The sequence below is a fragment of the Modicisalibacter sp. MOD 31.J genome (assembly GCF_020147985.1).
In the GTDB taxonomy this organism is placed as follows: domain Bacteria; phylum Pseudomonadota; class Gammaproteobacteria; order Pseudomonadales; family Halomonadaceae; genus Modicisalibacter; species Modicisalibacter coralii.
On the sequence record NZ_JAGXFF010000005.1, the window covers coordinates 331,615 to 348,076 of the forward strand.

General features: G+C 69.8%; 14 protein-coding genes. 4 read left to right on the forward strand and 10 right to left on the reverse strand.

What is annotated here, in order from left to right; all coding sequences use genetic code 11:
- Positions 1-111: 111 nt before the first annotated feature.
- The 4 genes from KGR00_RS18355 to KGR00_RS18370 are packed head-to-tail and all read right to left on the reverse strand — an operon-like array spanning position 112 to position 4,180.
- Entirely contained in the window at positions 112-1,467 is a 1,356-nt protein-coding gene (locus KGR00_RS18355; protein ID WP_224418801.1) for a sigma-54 dependent transcriptional regulator, read from the reverse strand.
- Complete coding sequence (locus KGR00_RS18360) at positions 1,464-3,278, reverse strand: ATP-binding protein (protein WP_224418800.1); 1,815 nt, start codon at positions 3,276-3,278, stop codon at positions 1,464-1,466. The genes KGR00_RS18355 and KGR00_RS18360 overlap by 4 nt, the downstream gene beginning before the upstream one ends.
- Positions 3,279-3,635, reverse strand: a complete 357-nt coding sequence (locus KGR00_RS18365) for a hypothetical protein (protein ID WP_224418799.1) — start codon at positions 3,633-3,635, stop codon at positions 3,279-3,281.
- Entirely contained in the window at positions 3,632-4,180 is a 549-nt protein-coding gene (locus tag KGR00_RS18370) for a hypothetical protein (protein WP_224418798.1), read from the reverse strand. The genes KGR00_RS18365 and KGR00_RS18370 overlap by 4 nt, the downstream gene beginning before the upstream one ends.
- 207 nt (positions 4,181-4,387) lie before the next feature.
- Between KGR00_RS18370 and KGR00_RS18375 the strand changes: the two genes are divergently transcribed.
- From KGR00_RS18375 to KGR00_RS18390, 4 genes are all read left to right on the forward strand, one after another.
- Positions 4,388-5,533: a glycerate kinase gene (locus KGR00_RS18375; protein WP_224418797.1), complete on the forward strand. Its 1,146-nt coding sequence runs from the start codon at positions 4,388-4,390 to the stop codon at positions 5,531-5,533.
- Positions 5,534-5,647: 114 nt separating this feature from the next.
- A complete protein-coding gene (locus tag KGR00_RS18380) occupies positions 5,648-6,121 on the forward strand; it encodes a Dps family protein (protein ID WP_224418796.1) in 474 nt (157 codons plus the stop codon).
- Between the two features lie 210 nt (positions 6,122-6,331).
- Positions 6,332-6,895: a type 1 glutamine amidotransferase domain-containing protein gene (locus KGR00_RS18385; protein ID WP_224418795.1), complete on the forward strand. Its 564-nt coding sequence runs from the start codon at positions 6,332-6,334 to the stop codon at positions 6,893-6,895.
- A 94-nt stretch (positions 6,896-6,989) separates the two neighbouring features.
- Positions 6,990-8,111, forward strand: a complete 1,122-nt coding sequence (locus KGR00_RS18390; protein ID WP_224418794.1) for a phosphatase domain-containing protein — start codon at positions 6,990-6,992, stop codon at positions 8,109-8,111.
- A 16-nt stretch (positions 8,112-8,127) separates the two neighbouring features.
- Here the strand turns inward: KGR00_RS18390 and KGR00_RS18395 are convergent, their stop codons facing one another.
- The 6 genes from KGR00_RS18395 to cydD all read right to left on the reverse strand — a co-directional run bounded on the left by KGR00_RS18395 (position 8,128) and on the right by cydD (position 16,388).
- Complete coding sequence (locus tag KGR00_RS18395; RefSeq protein WP_224418793.1) at positions 8,128-9,597, reverse strand: aminoacyl-histidine dipeptidase; 1,470 nt, start codon at positions 9,595-9,597, stop codon at positions 8,128-8,130.
- 136 nt (positions 9,598-9,733) lie between these two features.
- The gene (locus KGR00_RS18400; protein WP_224418792.1) at positions 9,734-9,928 is read right to left on the reverse strand and encodes a hypothetical protein; all 195 of its coding nucleotides are present in this window, start codon (positions 9,926-9,928) and stop codon (positions 9,734-9,736) included.
- Positions 9,929-9,944: 16 nt separating this feature from the next.
- The gene (gene cydB, locus KGR00_RS18405) at positions 9,945-11,078 is read right to left on the reverse strand and encodes a cytochrome d ubiquinol oxidase subunit II (RefSeq protein ID WP_129140430.1); all 1,134 of its coding nucleotides are present in this window, start codon (positions 11,076-11,078) and stop codon (positions 9,945-9,947) included.
- Between the two features lie 3 nt (positions 11,079-11,081).
- On the reverse strand, positions 11,082-12,665 hold the full coding sequence (locus tag KGR00_RS18410; RefSeq protein WP_129140431.1) for a cytochrome ubiquinol oxidase subunit I: 1,584 nt from the start codon (positions 12,663-12,665) through the stop codon (positions 11,082-11,084).
- A gap of 121 nt (positions 12,666-12,786) precedes the next feature.
- Positions 12,787-14,592 (reverse strand): thiol reductant ABC exporter subunit CydC, encoded by a 1,806-nt coding sequence (cydC, locus tag KGR00_RS18415; protein ID WP_224418791.1) that lies wholly within the window; start codon positions 14,590-14,592, stop codon positions 12,787-12,789.
- A complete protein-coding gene (gene cydD / locus KGR00_RS18420; protein WP_224418790.1) occupies positions 14,592-16,388 on the reverse strand; it encodes a thiol reductant ABC exporter subunit CydD in 1,797 nt (598 codons plus the stop codon). Before cydD ends, cydC begins: the two co-directional genes overlap by 1 nt.
- Between the last annotated feature and the right edge of the window lie 74 nt (positions 16,389-16,462).

Sequence of the window (16,462 nt, forward strand, 5' to 3'; positions counted from 1 at the left end):
ATCCATCGAGGATCGGCGATGAGCTATCCCTGGTCGCCCGGCATCGCCCCTCGTCGTGGCGAGGTACCCGGAGTATAGGTGCCGCCGCCAGGACCCCCAAACCGGCGTTTTTCAGTGGTCGGCGCCGGCCTCGAGAAAGGCCTCGCGGCGCAGGCCGTGGCGGTGCATCTTCTGATTGAGAGTGCGTCGGGGCAGGTCGAGTTCCTCGAGCACCGCCTGGATGTTGCCGCGATGGCGTGCCAGCGCGGCGCGCAGCAGCGACGCCTCGAAGGCCGCCAGTTGATCGCCGAGCGAGCCGGTCGCCGTGGTGCCGGCCTCGCCCGCCAGTTGCGGTACGTCCAGCCCCAGGGTGAAGCGCGTCGCGGCGTTGCGCAGCTCGCGCAGATTGCCCGGCCAGGCGTGATGGCCGAGGCGCGACAGTTGCTCGCCGTCGGCCTCGCGCTGCGGACGCTGATGGACTTCCGCGGCCTGACGGCAGAAATGGTTGAACAGCAGCGCGATGTCCTCGCGGCGTTCGCGCAGCGGCGGGATGCGCAGCTCGGCGATGGCCAGCCGGTAGTAGAGATCCTCGCGGAACTCACCGCGCTCGGCGAGCGCCAGCAGGTCCGCCTTGGTCGCCGCCACCACCCGCAGGTCGAGGGCGATCACCCGGTTGCTGCCCAGCCGGGTGATCTCGCCCTCCTGCAGCGCGCGCAACAGCTTGACCTGGGCCGCCAGCGGCATCGACTCGATCTCGTCGAGAAACAGCGTGCCGCCGCTGGCGTGCTCGAGCTTGCCGACCCGGGCCTCCAGGGCGCCGGTGAAGGCGCCCTTCTCGTGGCCGAACAGCTCCGATTCCACCAGCTCCGGGGCGATCGCCCCGCAGTTGAGCGCCACGAACGGCGCCGTCTCGCCCGGACCGAACTCATGCAGGCAGCGGGCCACCACCTCCTTGCCACTTCCGGTCTCGCCGGCCACCAGCACGTTGGCGCGGGTCGGTGCCAGGTTGGCGACCTGCTCGCGCAGGCGACACATGCCCGGCGCCTCGCCGAGCAGCCGGCCGGCCAGCCCGCCCTGGCGCAGTGCCTGCCGCAGACGGCGATTCTCCTCGCCCAGCCGCCGTCGCTCGCGGGCACGGCGCACCCGTTCCTCCAGACGCTCGGGCTCGAACGGCTTCTCGATGAAGTCCCAGGCACCGCGACGCATCGCCTCCACAGCCATCGGCACGTCGCCGTGGCCGGTGATCAGCAGCACCGGCAGCTCGGCATCCCGCTCGCGTACCGCGGCGAGCAGCGCCAGGCCATCGAGCCCGGGCATCTTGACGTCGGAGATCATCGCCCCGCAGTCGGCGCCCTCGCCCAGCTCGGCGAGGGCCGTCTCGCCGTCGGCGAAGGTGCGCACCGGGAGTTCGCCGAGCTCGAACCACTGGGCCAGCGATTCGCGCACGCCGGGGTCGTCGTCGATCAGCCAGATCGGCAGTTCGCTCATGTCAGGGATTCCTCGCGGTCCCGCCGGGCCGGCACCTGGCGAGCCCGGGGCAGTTCGACGCTGAACGCCGCCCCGCCGCCGAGCGACGCGGGGCGATTCTCGGCACGGATGCGGCCCTCGAGATCCTGAACGATGCCGAAGGCGATGAACAGCCCCAGCCCCAGGCCGTCACCGACCGCCTTGGTGGTGAAGAAGGGATCGAACAGGTGCTCGAGCACGTCCTCGTCGATGCCCGGCCCGTTGTCGGCGATTTCCAGGGTCACCCGGCTCTCGCCTTGCGACACGCTCACCGTCAGGCGCGGCGCCTCGATCTCGCGCAACGCATCGAGGGCATTGCGCAACAGATTGGTCAGCAGTTGCTCGACGCGCACCGTGTCACCGGCGACGAGCAGGCTTCCGGCAGCGGCGTGCTCGGGCAGTTGCACGTCCAGCGCCACGCCCTGACGGGCCAGGCGCTCCTCGAGCAGCTCGAGGACGAAATCGAGCCGCGCTGCCAGGTCGACCGGCTCGCGCGCGCCGCCCTTGCGGGCGAACAGCTTGAGCTGGCGAATCAGGGTGGCGAGTCGCTCGGAGAGCCCCTGGATACGCCGGAAATTGTCGCTCGCCGCCTCATCCCGGCCCCGTTCGAGCAACCGCGCCCCGCTCGCCGCGTAGGTGCGGATGCCGGCCAGCGGCTGGTTGAGTTCGTGGGCGATGCCCGCCGCCATGGTGCCCAGCGCCGCCAGCTTGCCGGCCTGGACCAGCTCGGCCTGGGCCGATTCCAGCTCGCGGGTACGCGCCGCGACACGGCTCTCCAGGCGCTCGTTGGCCTCGCGCATGATCCGCGCCTCGCGCTCGCGCAGCCACAGCCGCTGCTGGCGCTCGCGCAACCACAGGCCCAGCAGCAGCAGGGCCAGGCACACCGCCCCGGCGAGCAGCACCGCGTTGCGGGCACTCACGTAGAGCGGACGCACCGGCACCAGGTAATGCATCCGCCAGCCCAGGGTGTCGAGCGCCCTGGCGGTGGTGAAGAAGCGCTCGCCGAGCGCCCCCGACTCGACCCACAGCGAGCCGTCGTTCAAGCGCTCGCCGAGCGGGGCGAGCGCGGCCCCCTGAAACTGACGCTGGGCGCGCACCTCACCGAGCGCCGCCGCATCCAGCCGGCCCAGACGACGAAAGCGCCACTCGGGACGACTGGACAGGATCACCACACCGTTGGCATCGGTGAGCAGCACCTTCTCCCCGGCCTCGCGCCAGTCGGCCTGCAGCGACTCCAGCGACACCTTGATCGCCAGCACGCCGCCGATCGTGGCATCCTCCGCCGAGGCCGTGCGCACCGGCGCCGAGACGAAATAGCCGGGCCGCCCGGTGGTGCTGCCGACGGCGAAGAACTCCCCCTGACCGCCCTCGATGGCGGCGCGAAAGTAGGGCCGGTACTCGTAGCGATGGCCGATGAAGCTGGCCAGCGTGGCATGGTTGCTGGCCGCCAGGGTCAGACCCCGGCGGTCCATCAGGTAGATCGCCTCGGCCCCCGAACGCTCGGCGACCCGCTCGAGATGGCGGTTGACCCGGCGAATCACCGCGGGGCGATCCGCCAAGGCGCCGCGCACCAGCGGCTGGCGGGCGAGCAGGTCGGGCAGATAGGTGAACCGTTCCAGCGCCCCGTCGAGACTGCTGGTGTAGAGCGCCAGGCGCGCCTCGGCGTGGCGCCGCGCCTCGCGCAGGGCATTGTCGAACTGCCAGTGCCACACCCACCACAACACGGCGGCGATCAGGACGGCGCCCGAGGCGATCAGCAGACGGCGCAGGCGCCGACGGCGTATCGGCCCCACTCAGGACGCCCCGAGGCGCGCGCGGATCTCGTCGAGCAGGGTAGCGAAGCGGTGCGGCTCGATGCCCCGCCCCGAGAAACGCCCCGAGAGCGTCAGCCGCGTGCCGTCGGCTGCCGGTTGCGTCTCGAGCGTCAGCACATAGCCGGACCGCGCGGCGAGCACCGCATCGACCCGGCCCAGCTCGGCGTCGGCCATGCGGATCACGAAACCGTGCTCGACCAGCACCGCGACCCCGGCCTCGAGCGCCGGACGGGGCTCGGCGCGGACCACCAGGCTGCGGGTCTCCGGCGTCGACGCGACGCCGGCACACCCCGCCAGCAGCAGCGCCGTCATCAGTACCGCCAGCAAGCGTTTCATGGCCGAGCCCCCGTGTTGATCAGGCGCGATTCGATGGCGCCGCTGACCTCGCGACAGAAGGCATCGCGATTGTAGGGGCGGGCATCGACCACGTAGCCGTCGGTATCGATCACGCTGGAATCGCGGGTCAGGCTCACGCTGTCCTCGCCGACCACCAGCGACAAGCGCTCGACCTGGACCGGGTCGTCGCCAAGGTGCACGCCATAGCCCACGCCCACCGCCGAGCGGCGTCCGAAGCTGCTCCACAGCGAGGTGCCGGCGAACCAGGGCTCGTCGATGGCGCCCATCCCCGGTTGTCGTCGGGTCCGCTCGGCGCTGACCACGCCCAGCTCGAGGTCGGTGCTGCGCACCGTGAAGCCGCGCGCCTCGAGCTCGGGAATCGCGGCGCGTACCCAGGCCTCGCGGCTGACCCCGGCGTCGCGCAGCCAGGTGCACGAGGCCGGCATGTCGGCGGCAGGCTGAGTCAAGGGGTCATGGCCGACGGCCTGACAACCGCCGAGCAGCAGTCCCAGAAGGGGTAGCAGGGTCCCGATTCGTCTCGTCATGGCGTGTGCCCCATCGCGTTGTCGAGTCCGCGTTCGCGACTCGTCACTCCCAGCTTAGCGTGCCTTGCGGCGCGACGGCACCCGTCTTGCCATCTCCCGCGCCGGGACGATTCGCGCTAGGCTGACGGACTGTGCCGAGCCTTCCCGAGACCCCGACGCCAGGGCGGCTGCGAGGTCCCTCACGTGGCCCACGACAAGAGGACGCCAATGAAGATCCTGATCGCCCCCGATAGCTACAAGGACGCCCTGCCGGCCCGCGAGGCGGCCGCGGCGATCGCCCGCGGCGCTCGCCGGGCACGCCCCGACACCGAACTCGTCGAGTGCCCGATGGGCGACGGCGGCGAAGGCACGCTGGATGCCCTGCTCGCCGCCACCGGTGCCGAACGCCGCCTCGCCGACGTGCACGACGCCCTGGAACGCCCCGCCCAGGCCGCCTGGGGCTGGCATGCGGCGAGTCGCACCGCCTATGTCGAGCTCGCCGAGGCCAGCGGCCTGCAGGCACTCGCCCGCGACGAGCGCACCGCGCTGCACAGCTCTACCCGCGGCGTCGGTGAACTGATCCTCGCCGCCCTCGAGACCGGCGCCGAGCGGCTGATTCTGACGCTCGGCGGCAGCGCCACCAACGACGCCGGTGCCGGCATGCTCGTGGCGCTGGGCGCGCGGCTCGAGGACGCCGCCGGACGGCCGCTGGCCCCCGGCGGTGCGGCGCTGGCCGGGCTCGACCGGCTCGACCTCTCGGGGCTCGACCCGCGCCTGGCCTCGCTGACGGTGGAAACCGCCGTGGACGTCGACAACCCCTTGACCGGGCCGCGCGGGGCGAGCGCGGTGTTCGGCCCGCAGAAAGGTGCCAGCGAGGCGGACGTCGAACGCCTCGACGCCGCGCTGGGGCACTTCGCCGATCACGTCGCCCACGCCCTGGGCCGCGACGAGCGCGATCATCCGGGCGCCGGCGCGGCGGGCGGCATGGGCTTCGCCGCCCGCGCGTTGCTGGGCGCCGAGCTGCGCCCGGGCATCGAGCTGGTAATGCCCCAGGTGGGCTTCGACACCCAGCTCGCCGGCGCCGATCTGGTGATCACCGGCGAGGGCCAGCTCGACGGCCAGAGCCTGGCCGGCAAGACGCCGATCGGCATCGCCCGCCGGGCCCATGCCTGCGGGGTGCCCACGGTCATTCTCGCCGGGCGCCTGGGGGACGGCTGGCAGGCTGCCTATGCCGAGGGCGTGAGTGCCGCCTTCGCCCTGGCCGATGGCCCCATGGAGCTCGACGAGGCCCTGTCGCGCTGCGCCGAGCTGCTCGCCGACCGCGCCGAGTCGGTGGTTCGCCTGTTCATCGCCCAGGCCGATCCGATGTCATGATGTCATGAGCCAAATCAATAGGATGGGACTATCCCCACGATGTAGAGTGATGTCTGTCAACACTCGACACGGGTCGTTATCATCGAGTCAGTCATTGCAAAGGAGGGCTTCATCATGTCCGATACCAACGCCATCGGCCTGCATCAGGCCAGCGCCAATCAACTGGCCGAGCAGCTCAATACCCTGCTGGCCAACTATCAGATCTTCTACATGAACGTGCGCGGCTATCACTGGAACGTGAAGGGCCAGCAGTTCTTCGAGCTGCATACAAAGTTCGAGGAACTCTACACCGACCTGCTGACCAAGATCGACGAGGTCGCCGAGCGCGTGCTCACCCTGGGGCACCAGCCGCTGCACGCCTACAGCGACTACGTGAAGACCGCCGCCATCGCCGAGGACAAGAACGTCCACGACGGCGAGGCCTGCGTGCGCGGCATCGTCCAGGGCTACCAGACCCTGATCGAGCTGCAGCGCGAACTGCTCAGCCTGGCCTCGGATGCCGACGACGAGGGCACCGCCTCGCTGGCCAGCGACTATATTCGCGAGCAGGAAAAGACCGTCTGGATGCTCAACGCCTATCTCGGCTGACGCCGACCCGCTGACGTCCGCCCGAGATCGACGCGCCGCTCCCCGGAGCGGCGTTTTTCATGCCCGGCCGGTTGTGGAAGTCACTGCATTGCCTATCCTTGGGGTGTCCCCGCTGACGCGACCCCCTTGTCCGTAAGGACGGTCGCCCCAAGGTCAGGGGGGCAAGGCGGCATTCGGCCGCATCGCTCACTGTGCCGCAAGGAGGTAGCCATGAGCCAGAAACTGAGTGGCAAGCGCGTCGCCATTCTCGCCACCGACGGGTTCGAGGAATCGGAACTCGCGGTGCCGCGCAAGGAACTCGATGCCCAGGGCATCACGGTGCATATCGTCGCCCCCGAGAAGAAGGGCATCCGCGCCTGGGCGGAGAGCGACTGGGGCGAGACCTACGATGTCGACGTCGCCCTCGACGACGCCGACGTCGCCAGCTATCACGCCCTGGTGCTGCCGGGCGGCTTGTTCAATCCGGATAGCCTGCGCATCAACGAGAAGGCCCAGACCTTCGCCCGGCACTTCTTCGAGGCCGGCAAGCCGGTCGCGGCGATCTGCCACGGCCCCTGGTTGCTGATCAACGCCGGCGTGGTCGAAGGGCGCAGGATGACCTCCTTCCCCTCGGTGGCCCAGGACCTGAAGAACGCCGGCGCCGAGTGGGTCGACGAAGAGGTCGTGGTCGACAGCGGCCTGGTCACCAGCCGCAAGCCGGCCGACCTCGACGCCTTCTGCCGCAAGCTGATCGAGGAGATCGGCGAGGGCCGTCACAACCAGCAACACGCCTGATCGACACCACGTCGGATCGCTTGCGTCCGCCTCGCCCGACGAGGCGGACGTTTTGCGTCTGGCCACCGCCGATACCGTTTCCCGGGAGAGCCCCATGACCCGCCGCCCGTCACAGGCCCTGCGCAAGCTGCTGCGTCTCGCCGCCCGGCCGATGAAATCGGATCGCGGTCGCGGCGGCATCGTGGTGCACGCCTACCGGGGCTACGGCTCGGCGAGTCAGGTCTACCTGATGGGCCGGGTCTTTCACCAGCCCAGCCTGGGACTGCCGCTCGCCGAGGGCACGCTGGCCCGCGATCTGGCCGACGTGGTGCGCCGCGGCGTGCGCTGGGGCGTCGGCGGCGCCGAGGTCACCCTGCGCCTGAACGGCAGCACGCTGACCGTGATCACCGACCGTGACGGCTACTACGATGCCTGGATGCCGCTCGACGAGCCGTTGCCGCAGGATCGCAGCTGGCACCGCGCCGAACTCGACGTGCGCGTCGACGACGCCCACACGGTCAGCGGCAGCGCCGAAGTCTACGTGCCGCCGCCGGCGGTCGACATGGTGGTGATCAGCGACATCGACGACACCGTGATGTACACCGGTGTCGCCAACAAGCTGAAGATGTTCTACCGACTGTTTCTCGAGAAGGCCGACCGGCGCACCGCCTTTCCCGGTGTCGCGCCCTTCTACCAGGCATTGTTCGCCGGCGCCGACGGCCAGCGACGCCGACCGATGCTCTACGTCTCGCGCGGGCCCTGGAGCATCTACGAGGTCCTCGAGGCGTTCTTCCAGCGCAATCGTATCCCGGTGGGGCCGATTCTCTTCCTGCGCGAATGGGGGCTGAGCCTGCAACGCCCCTGGCCACGCAAGGCCACCGATCACAAGGCCCGGGTGATCGAGCAGATGCTCTCGCTCTATGACACCCTGCCGTTCGTGCTGATCGGCGACAGCGGCCAGCAGGATCCCGAGACCTACGCGCGCATCGTCCGCGAGCATCCGGGGCGGATCCACACCATCTACATTCGCAACATCAACCAGGACGCCAGCCGCGCTGCGGCGATCGACCGCCTCGCCGAGGAGGTCGGCGAGGATGGCTGCAGCCTGCTGCTGGCGAGCAGCAGCGTGCAGATGGCCGAGCACGCCCACGACCAGGGGCTGATCTCGAGCGCCGGCCTGGAAGCGGTACGCCGCTCGCCGGATCTCGCCGACACGCGCGACGGCGACGCCGCCTGAGCGCCGCGCCGGCTCCTCAGGGGGCGCGCCCCTCGGCGAGCGCCTCGATCATCGCCCGCAGCAGTTGCCAGAACTCCGCCACCGAGTCGAGTTCGGCACGTTCGTCGGGCGAGTGGGCGCCGCGGATCTGCGGACCGAACGAGATCATCTCCAGCTGCGGATACTTGCCGCCGAGAATCCCGCACTCCAGTCCGGCATGGATCACCTTGACCGCCGGGTCGCGACCCGTCAGGCGCTGGTGGATCTCGCGGAAACGCGTCAGCAACGGGCTGTCGGGGGCCGGCGTCCAGCCCGGGTAGGCGTGTTCGACGCGGGTCTCGGCGCCGATCAGTCCGAACAGCGCGCGAAAGCGGTCGGCCATGTCGGCGCAGGCGCTGTCGCGCAGCGAACGCACCAGCGCGCAGAGATGAAAGCGCCCTGCCGCGAGACTGACCACGCCCAGGTTGTTGGAGGTCTCGACCACCCCCGGAACCTCGGCACTCATCCGCTCCACGCCACACGGGGCAACGTGCAGCGCCGCCAGCAGCATCTCGCTGGCCGTGGAGGTCAGGGCCTCGCCGGGGACCTGCTCGAGCGGCTCGAGGGCCAGCGTCAGGCCGTCGTCGACCCCGGCCAGCTCGGCGACCAGTTCCGCCTGCAGCTCGGCGAGCCGTGCCTGGGCCGCATCGCCTTCGCCCTCGCTCATCACCAGGCTGGCGAAGGCCTCGCGCGGCAGGGCGTTGCGCAGCGTGCCGCCCCGATAGTCGACCAGCCGCACGCCACACGGCGCCAGCGCACGCAGCACGCGCACCAGCAGGCGGTTGGCGTTGCCGCGCCCCTTGTGGATGTCGATCCCCGAGTGGCCGCCGACCAGCCCGGTCAGGGACAGTTGCCAGGCGCGCTCGTCGTCGCGCACGGCACTTTGCGGCAGGCTGGCCTCGACCACCACGTCGGCACCGCCGGCACAGCCGATGTAGACCTCGCCGCGGTCCTCGGAATCCAGGTTGAGCAGCAGGTCGCCCTCCAGCCAGTTCTCGGCCAGGCGCAGCGCCCCGCCCATCGACGACTCCTCCTCGACGGTGAACAGCGCCTCGAGCGGCCCGTGGCGCAGCGTGTCGTCCTCGAGCACCGCCAGCGCCGCGGCCACGCCCAGACCGTTGTCGGCTCCCAGCGTGGTGCCCCGGGCGTGCAGCCAGCCGTCGGCGATGTAGGTCTCGATGGGATCGCGGGAGAAGTCGTGGGGCTGATCGGCGTTGGCCTGGGCGACCATGTCCAGATGGCCCTGGAGGATCACCCCCGGGGCCTGCTCGCAGCCCGGCGCCGCCGGCTTCTTCAGGCGCAGATTGCCCGCCTCGTCGACATCGTGGGCGAGGCCGCGAGCCGTGGCCCACTCGACGATGGCGCGCGCGATGCCCGCCTCCTGGCCGGACGGCCGCGGCGTGTTGCACAGGGTGCGGAAGTGACGCCACAGCGGGGCCGGCGTCAACGTTTCCAAGTGTTCGTTCATAGAGGCGTATCGATCCTGATCGGTCTGTCGCGTGTCATTGTAGCGATGAAACGCCGGCAACGAAGCCCCCGCCCAGAAACGCCGACGCCCCGGCGCGATGGCCGGGGCGTCGGGGACTCAGCGAACGCAGCCGCGTTCAGTACTGATCGTCGTGATGCTCCTCGTAACGGGCGTCGATGATCGCCGTGCCCGCCGCGGCGATCAGCACGATCATCACCGTGCCCAGCACCCAGGCGAAGTACCAGGCGCCGCGCTCGCCCAGCACGATGGTCAGGGCGATCGCCACCGCGGCGATGAGCAGCCAGAAGAGAAAGATCAGAATCTGTTTCATGGTGCGCGCTCCGCAATCAGTAGGCGTGTTCGTCGTGGGCGATCGATTCCGGCGTCACCTTGCCGCGCATCACCCAGAAGGCCCAGCTGGTGTAGATACCGATGATCGGGATGAAGACCGCGGTGAAGGCCAGCATCCAGCCCAGCGTCCCCAGGCTCGAGGAGGCGTCCCACACGGTCAGGCTGTGGCTGGGTTCGCTGGAGGACGGCATCAGGAACGGGAACATCGCCGTGCCCAGCGTCACCAGGGTGGCGGCCCAGGCCAGCGCGCCCAGCCACCAGGCCAGGTGCGACAGGCCGGCGCGGGCCGCGGCGATGCCGCCCAGCACGGCCAGGTAGACCGCCGCCGGGATCAGCCACAGCGCCGGATGCGCGCCATAGTTGGCGAGCCAGGCACCGGACGCGGTTTCCACGGTCTTGTTGAGCGGCAATGCCGGGCCGGCGGGATCGCCGCCCGCGGTGATCTCGTAGCCATGCATCATCGACACCCAGATGCCGCAGATGGTGAACACCGCCAGGGCCGCCAGACCGGCGACGGTGACCAGCCGGCAGGCGCGCTCGCGAATCACCCCGGTACCGCGGTTCATCACCATCGCCCCGCCCTGATAGAGCGCCAGCGCCAGCGACATCACCCCGCACAGCACGGCGAAGGGGTTGAACAGGCTGATGAAGCTGCCGGTGTAGTAGGAGATCATGTTCCAGGAGAAGTGGAAGGGTACGCCTTCCAGCATGTTGCCCATCGCCGCGCCGAAGACGATCATCGGTACCGCGCCGGAGACGAACAGCATCCAGTCCCAGGCACCGCGCCAGCGCTCGCCGGGCAGCTTGCTGCGGTACTCGAAGCCCAGCGGACGCACGATCATCGACCACAGCAGGACCAGCATGACCACATAGAGCCCCGAGAAGGCGGTGGCGTAGATGGTCGGCCAGGCGGCGAACACCGCGCCGCCGCCGAGGATGAACCACACCTGGTTGCCGTCCCAGTGCGGGGCGATCATGTTGATCACCGCGCGACGCTCACCGTCGGTGCGGCCCAGGTAGCGCAGCGCGGCGCCGACGCCCATGTCCATGCCGACCATCACTGCCAGGCCGATCAACAGCACGCCCAGCAGTACCCACCAGGTCACCTTGAGTAGAATGTACGGATCCATGGCTCAGGCCTCGCTCCACTGGGATGAATGACGTTGAGAGGTCGGCTCGGCAGGCGATTCGTGCTTGCCCTCGCTCGGCCCCAGGCGGATGAATTTCACCATCAGGAACATCTCGATGACGATGAACAGGGTGTAGAGCAGTACGAAGCCAATCAGCGAGAAGACCATGTAACCGACGCTGTGGGTGGAGGCGGACAACCAGGTCGGCAGTTGGCCGTAGACCGTCCACGGCTGGCGACCCAGTTCGGCGACGATCCAGCCGGCCTCGTTGGCGATGAACGGAACCGGAATCATCCACGGTGCCAGGCGCAGGAACCAGTTATGCCGATGCAGGGTACCGCGCAGCGAGTAGATGACCGCGAGGATCAGGAAGGCCATCATCAAGAAGGCCGTGACCACCATGACGCGGAATGACCAGAACACCGTCGCCACCGGCGGGATGGTGTCGGCCGCCGCCTTGGCGATCTGCGCATCGGTGGCCTGGGAGACGTCCTCGGCGTAGCGCTGGACCAGCAGCGCGTAGCCCAGGTTGTCCTGATGGGCGTCGAAGGTCGCCCGTGCCTCGGCATCGTCGGGGTTTTCGCGCAGGGTCTGCAGCGCGATCAGTGCCGGGATACCGTCGCGGATCTTGGTCTCTGCGTCGGCTTCCAGGTCGTTCACGCCGGGGATCGACTCGTCGAAGGTGTGGGTGACCAGCGGGGTGAGCAGGTAAGGCACCTGGACCTCGAAGTCGTTGCGCTTTTCCTCCTGGTTGGGCCAGGCGATCAGGTTGAAGCCGGCCGGTGCCTCGGCGGTTTCCCACAGCCCTTCCATGGCGGCCAGCTTGGTGGGCTGGGCGCTGCCGTTGATGAAGCCCAGGGCGTCACCCAGCGAGATCACGCCGACGGTGGCGAACACGCCGAACAGCGCGGCGACCCGGAAGGAACGCTTGGCCAGCTCGATGTGGCGGCGACGCAGCAGGTAGAAGGCGCTGATGCCCACCACGAAGATCGCCGCGGTCACGTAGCCGGCGATGCTGGTGTGGACGAACTTGGCCTGGGCCTCGGGGCTGAAGATCAGATCCGGCAGGCTGGTCAGCTCCATGCGCATGGTGTCGGGGTTGAACACCGAGCCGACGGGGTTCTGCATGTAGCCGTTGGCGACCAGGATCCACAGCGCCGAAAGGTTGGAGCCCAGCGCCACCATGTAGGTCACCAGCAGATGCTTGCCGCGGGACAGCTTGCCCCAGCCGAACAGCATCAGGCCGACGAAGGTCGACTCGAGGAAGAACGCCATCAGCCCTTCGATGGCCAGCGGCGCACCGAAGATGTCGCCGACGAAGTGCGAGTAGGTCGACCAGTTGGTGCCGAACTCGAACTCCATGGTCAGCCCGGTGGCCACCCCCAGGGCGAAGTTGATGGCGAACAGCTTCGACCAGAAGTGGGTCATCTGCCGGTAGATGTCGCGCCCGGTGATGACGTAGATGGTCTCCATGGTCGCCAGCAGGACCGACAGGCCCAGCGTGAGCGGCACGAAGAGATAATGGTACAGCGCCGTGGCCGCGAACTGCAGCCGCGACAACTCTATGACGGTGTCTAGTTCTTGCATGGCGGAGGTGCTCTCTATGATCCCTGCTGCGAAACCGGCGCCCGATGCGAGACGCAAGCGAGACCGGGGAAAGATACCCAATCAGGGTAAACCAACGCCCGAACGGGCCTTTTGACCTGCATCAAGGGCCGTTCAGGGGGGTGGCATCGACAGGCCGCGACGCGGCGTCGCAGGCGCTTTCATCGTCACTAGCGCCACCCGACAGGCCGCCCCCGGCGAGACGCCGGTAATCGGCGCAGTCGCGCATCAGCGTGGCGTGATCGCCCGCGGCCAATAGACGACCCCGTTCGAGCATCACCACGCGATCGACGTCGCGCACCCAGGCCATGTGGTGGCTGATCAGCAGCAGGGTGCGCCCCGCCAGATAGCCGTCCAGGTTGCGCCACAGGCGGGCCGCGGTAGTGTTGTCCAGCCCCTCGCAGGGCTCGTCGAGGATCACCAGGGGCGCGTCGCGCAGCAGCGCCCGGGCGATGCCCAGGCGACGGATCTGGCCACCGGACAGCTTGAGCCCCTCCTCGCCCACCAGGGTGTCGTAGCCCTCGGGGAGCGCCAGGATCTCGTCGTGCAGGCAGGCCCGGCGTGCGGCCTCGATCATCGCGTCCTCGTCGGCCTCGGGGTTGCCGATCAGCAGGTTGTCGCGCACCGTGGCGTGGAACAGGTAGATCTTCTGCGGCACGTAGGCGATGCGCGCGCGCAGGTCCTCGCTGCGATAGTCGCCGATCGGTCGGTCGTCCCAGTGCAGGGTGCCGCGCTCGGCCTCGACCAGCCGCAACAGCAGCTGGGCGACGGTACTCTTGCCGGCGCCGCTGGGGCCCACCAGGGCGAGACGCTCGCCCGGGGCAATGGCCAGATCGAGGCCCTCCAGCGCCGCCGCGCCCTCCGCCGCGTGGCGCACGCCGACTCCGGCGAAGCGCAGCGCATCCCCCGCGGGCGCATCGGCCGGGGTCCGGGGCTCGGCCACTGCCGGGCGCAACGCCTCGAAGGCGCGCAGCCGACGGGTCGCCGCACGCATCTGGCCCAGTGCCTGCCAGGCGCCGGGCAACTGGGCCACGGCCTCGAAACAGCCCATCGCCAGCAGCACCACCGGCGCGAAGTCCACTGCCGACACCCCCGGCGACTGCAGCCGCGGCACCATCAGCCAGGCGGTGGCCAGCACCGCCAGATGGGTGAGAACCAGCACCCCGGCCTGGGACAGCCCCGACAGCCGCGACAGGCGCGCCTGACAGGCGATCCAGCGCCGCCCCAGTTCGTCGACCCGGCGGCGGCGTTCGTCGAGGGCGCCGAACACCGTCAGCTCGCCTAGGCCCTCGACGGCGTCGACGACCTCGGCCTTGAGCGCCGCGCCGACCTCGACCGCCTCGGCCCCGGGGCGCCGCCCGAGCCGCTCGACCAGCGCCGGCAACAAGGCCCCGGCCGCCAGCAGCAGGGCCAGGTCGACCAGCGCCACCGCCGGGCTGTAGACGGCGAGCACGGCCACCGCGCCGGTCACGCAGACCAGCGCCACCACCGCCGGGGTCAACAGCCGCAGATAGACGTTGTCCAGGGTGTCGATGTCGGCACGGATGCGCGCCAGCAGGTCGCCGCTGCGCAGGCCCTGCAACTGCAGCGGCGAGAGCGGCTCCACCTGGCGGTAGAACCACACCCGCAAACCGGTGAGCAGACGCAGCGTGGCGTCGTGGCTGACCAGCCGCTCGAGATAACGCCCGCCGGTGCGGGTGATCGCCAGGCCGCGGATCAACGCCGCCGGCGTGAAGTAGTTGAAGTCCGCCGACGCCAGCCCCGCCGCCGCCATGCTTGCCAGGAACCAGCCCGAGACGGCGAGCAGTGCCATGTTGGCGGAGACGGTCACCACGCTGAGCAGGATGCCCAGCACGAAGTAGCCGAGATAGGGGCGGGCCAGGGTCAGCCACCAGCGCAGATCGCTCATCACAGTGCCTCCCCGGCAGTGCCCGAGACCAGCCGGGCATAGCGCCCGCCGGCGGCGAGCAGTTCATCGTGGCTGCCCTGCTCGCGCACGCGTCCCGCCTCGAGCACCACGATGCGATCGGCGTGGCGCACGGTCGCCAGACGGTGGGCGATGATCACCAGGCTGCGCCCCTCGCCCAACGCCTTCAGGGCCGTGACCAGGGCGCGCTCGTTGTCGGCATCGAGATGCGCGCTGATCTCGTCGGCGACCACGAAGCCGGCGTCGCGCACCAGGGCCCGGGCGATCGCCAGACGCTGCGCCTCGCCGCCGGACAGACGCAGGCCGCGTTCGCCGAGCGGCGTGTCGAGCCCTTGCGGCAGGGCGGCGACGAAGTCCCGAGCCTGGGCCTGCTCGAGGGCACGCCACAGGGCCGCGTCGTCGACGTCCCGCCCCAGACAGAGGTTGTCGCGCAGCGTGCCGAAGAACAGCCGCGGCTGCTGCGGCACCCAGGCCAGGGTCTCGCGCCAGGCAGCGATGTCGATCTCGTCGAGGGCCACGCCATCCACCGTCACCGCGCCGCGATCGGGGCGCAGCAGGCCTAGCAGCATCAACGCCAGGGTGCTCTTGCCGGCACCCGAGGGACCGACGACCGCGACCGTCTCGCCGGGGGCGATGCTCAGCGAGACGTCATCCAGCGCCGGCTGGCGCGGCACCGGTGCCTTGCCGGCGGTGGCGTCATCGTCGCTGGCGACGTCGTCGGCGGGATAGGTGTAGCCGAGCCCGGCCAGCTCGACCCGCGGCACCTGCCCCGGGCCGACACCGTCGCGCCGCGTGCCGGTCCACTCGAGGGTCGGCGCGTCGAGCAGTTCGACGATGCGCTCGGCGGCCCCGAGGGCTTCCATGCGCGCGTGATAGACCCCGCCCATGTTGCGCAGCGGCAGATAGAACTCCGGTGCCAGCAGCAGCACCAGAAAGCCCGATTCGAAGTCCAGCTCGCCCCACAGCAGCCGGAAACCGATCAGCACCGCGACCAGGGCGATGCTCACCGTGGCCAGGAACTCCAGCACCAGCGACGAGACGAAGGCCAGGCGCAGCACCTTGAGCGTGCTGGTGCGGTACTCGTCGGAGAGCCGTTCGATCAGCCGCGCCTCGCGCCGCCCCAGGTTGAAGACCTTGAGGGTGGTCAGCCCCTGCAGGGCGTCGAGGAAGTGCCCGGAAAGCTGGCCCATGCGCCGCCACTGGCGCTGGTTGAGCTTCTCTGCGCCCTTGCCGATGAAGATCATGAACACCGGGATCAGCGGCGCGGTGACCATCAGGATCAACGCCGAGACCCAGTCGATGGGCAGGATCACCGCCAGGATCGCCAGCGGGATCAGCGCCGCCAGCGCGGTCTGCGGCAGGTAGCGGGCGTAATAGGCCTCGAGGTGTTCGACGCCGTCGGTGACGGTGTTGACCACGTCGCCGGTCTGGGCGCCGCGCTGCCAGACCAGCCCCAGCGCCTGCAGCTGGCCCATCAGGCGTTCGCGCACCGCGAGCTTGACGGTGCTCGCCGCCGTGAAGGCAAAGTGTTCGACGGCGTAGGTCAGCCCGCCGCGCAGCAGCAGGATCGCCAGCATGGCGGCGAAGGCCGGCCACAGCGTGGCCAGCGGCGCCTGCTGGAAGATCGCGCCATCGGCGACGTGGGCGAGCAGGGTCGCCTGGACGATCAGCAGCACGCCGCTGGCGAGCCCCAGGCCGATGGCCCAGGCGACGGGCGTGCGTACGCGGCGGCTCTCCTGCTTGAGCCAGCCGAGGGGAGTGGTCGTTGTGGTTTGCATCGCGGAACCGGAGTCAGGGAGTCAGTCTGGTTATGGGACGCGGCGCACCGCCGTCCATTTGGGGCCAGTCTACG

Bases quoted from the DNA above. Each gene is read 5' to 3' on its own strand.
- KGR00_RS18400 (WP_224418792.1), bottom strand. From the start codon at position 9,928: ATGAAACAGATTCTGATCTTTCTCTTCTGGCTGCTCATCGCCGCGGTG.
- cydC (WP_224418791.1), bottom strand. From the start codon at position 14,592: ATGAGCGATCTGCGCTGGTGGCTGACCCTGGCCCGCCCCTATCTCGGC.
- KGR00_RS18410 (WP_129140431.1), bottom strand. From the start codon at position 12,665: ATGCAAGAACTAGACACCGTCATAGAGTTGTCGCGGCTGCAGTTCGCG.
- KGR00_RS18385 (WP_224418795.1), top strand. From the start codon at position 6,332: ATGAGCCAGAAACTGAGTGGCAAGCGCGTCGCCATTCTCGCCACCGAC.
- KGR00_RS18390 (WP_224418794.1), top strand. From the start codon at position 6,990: ATGACCCGCCGCCCGTCACAGGCCCTGCGCAAGCTGCTGCGTCTCGCC.
- cydD (WP_224418790.1), bottom strand. From the start codon at position 16,388: ATGCAAACCACAACGACCACTCCCCTCGGCTGGCTCAAGCAGGAGAGC.
- KGR00_RS18375 (WP_224418797.1), top strand. From the start codon at position 4,388: ATGAAGATCCTGATCGCCCCCGATAGCTACAAGGACGCCCTGCCGGCC.
- KGR00_RS18395 (WP_224418793.1), bottom strand. From the start codon at position 9,597: ATGAACGAACACTTGGAAACGTTGACGCCGGCCCCGCTGTGGCGTCAC.
- KGR00_RS18365 (WP_224418799.1), bottom strand. From the start codon at position 3,635: ATGAAACGCTTGCTGGCGGTACTGATGACGGCGCTGCTGCTGGCGGGG.
- KGR00_RS18355 (WP_224418801.1), bottom strand. From the start codon at position 1,467: ATGAGCGAACTGCCGATCTGGCTGATCGACGACGACCCCGGCGTGCGC.
- cydB (WP_129140430.1), bottom strand. From the start codon at position 11,078: ATGGATCCGTACATTCTACTCAAGGTGACCTGGTGGGTACTGCTGGGC.
- KGR00_RS18370 (WP_224418798.1), bottom strand. From the start codon at position 4,180: ATGACGAGACGAATCGGGACCCTGCTACCCCTTCTGGGACTGCTGCTC.
- KGR00_RS18380 (WP_224418796.1), top strand. From the start codon at position 5,648: ATGTCCGATACCAACGCCATCGGCCTGCATCAGGCCAGCGCCAATCAA.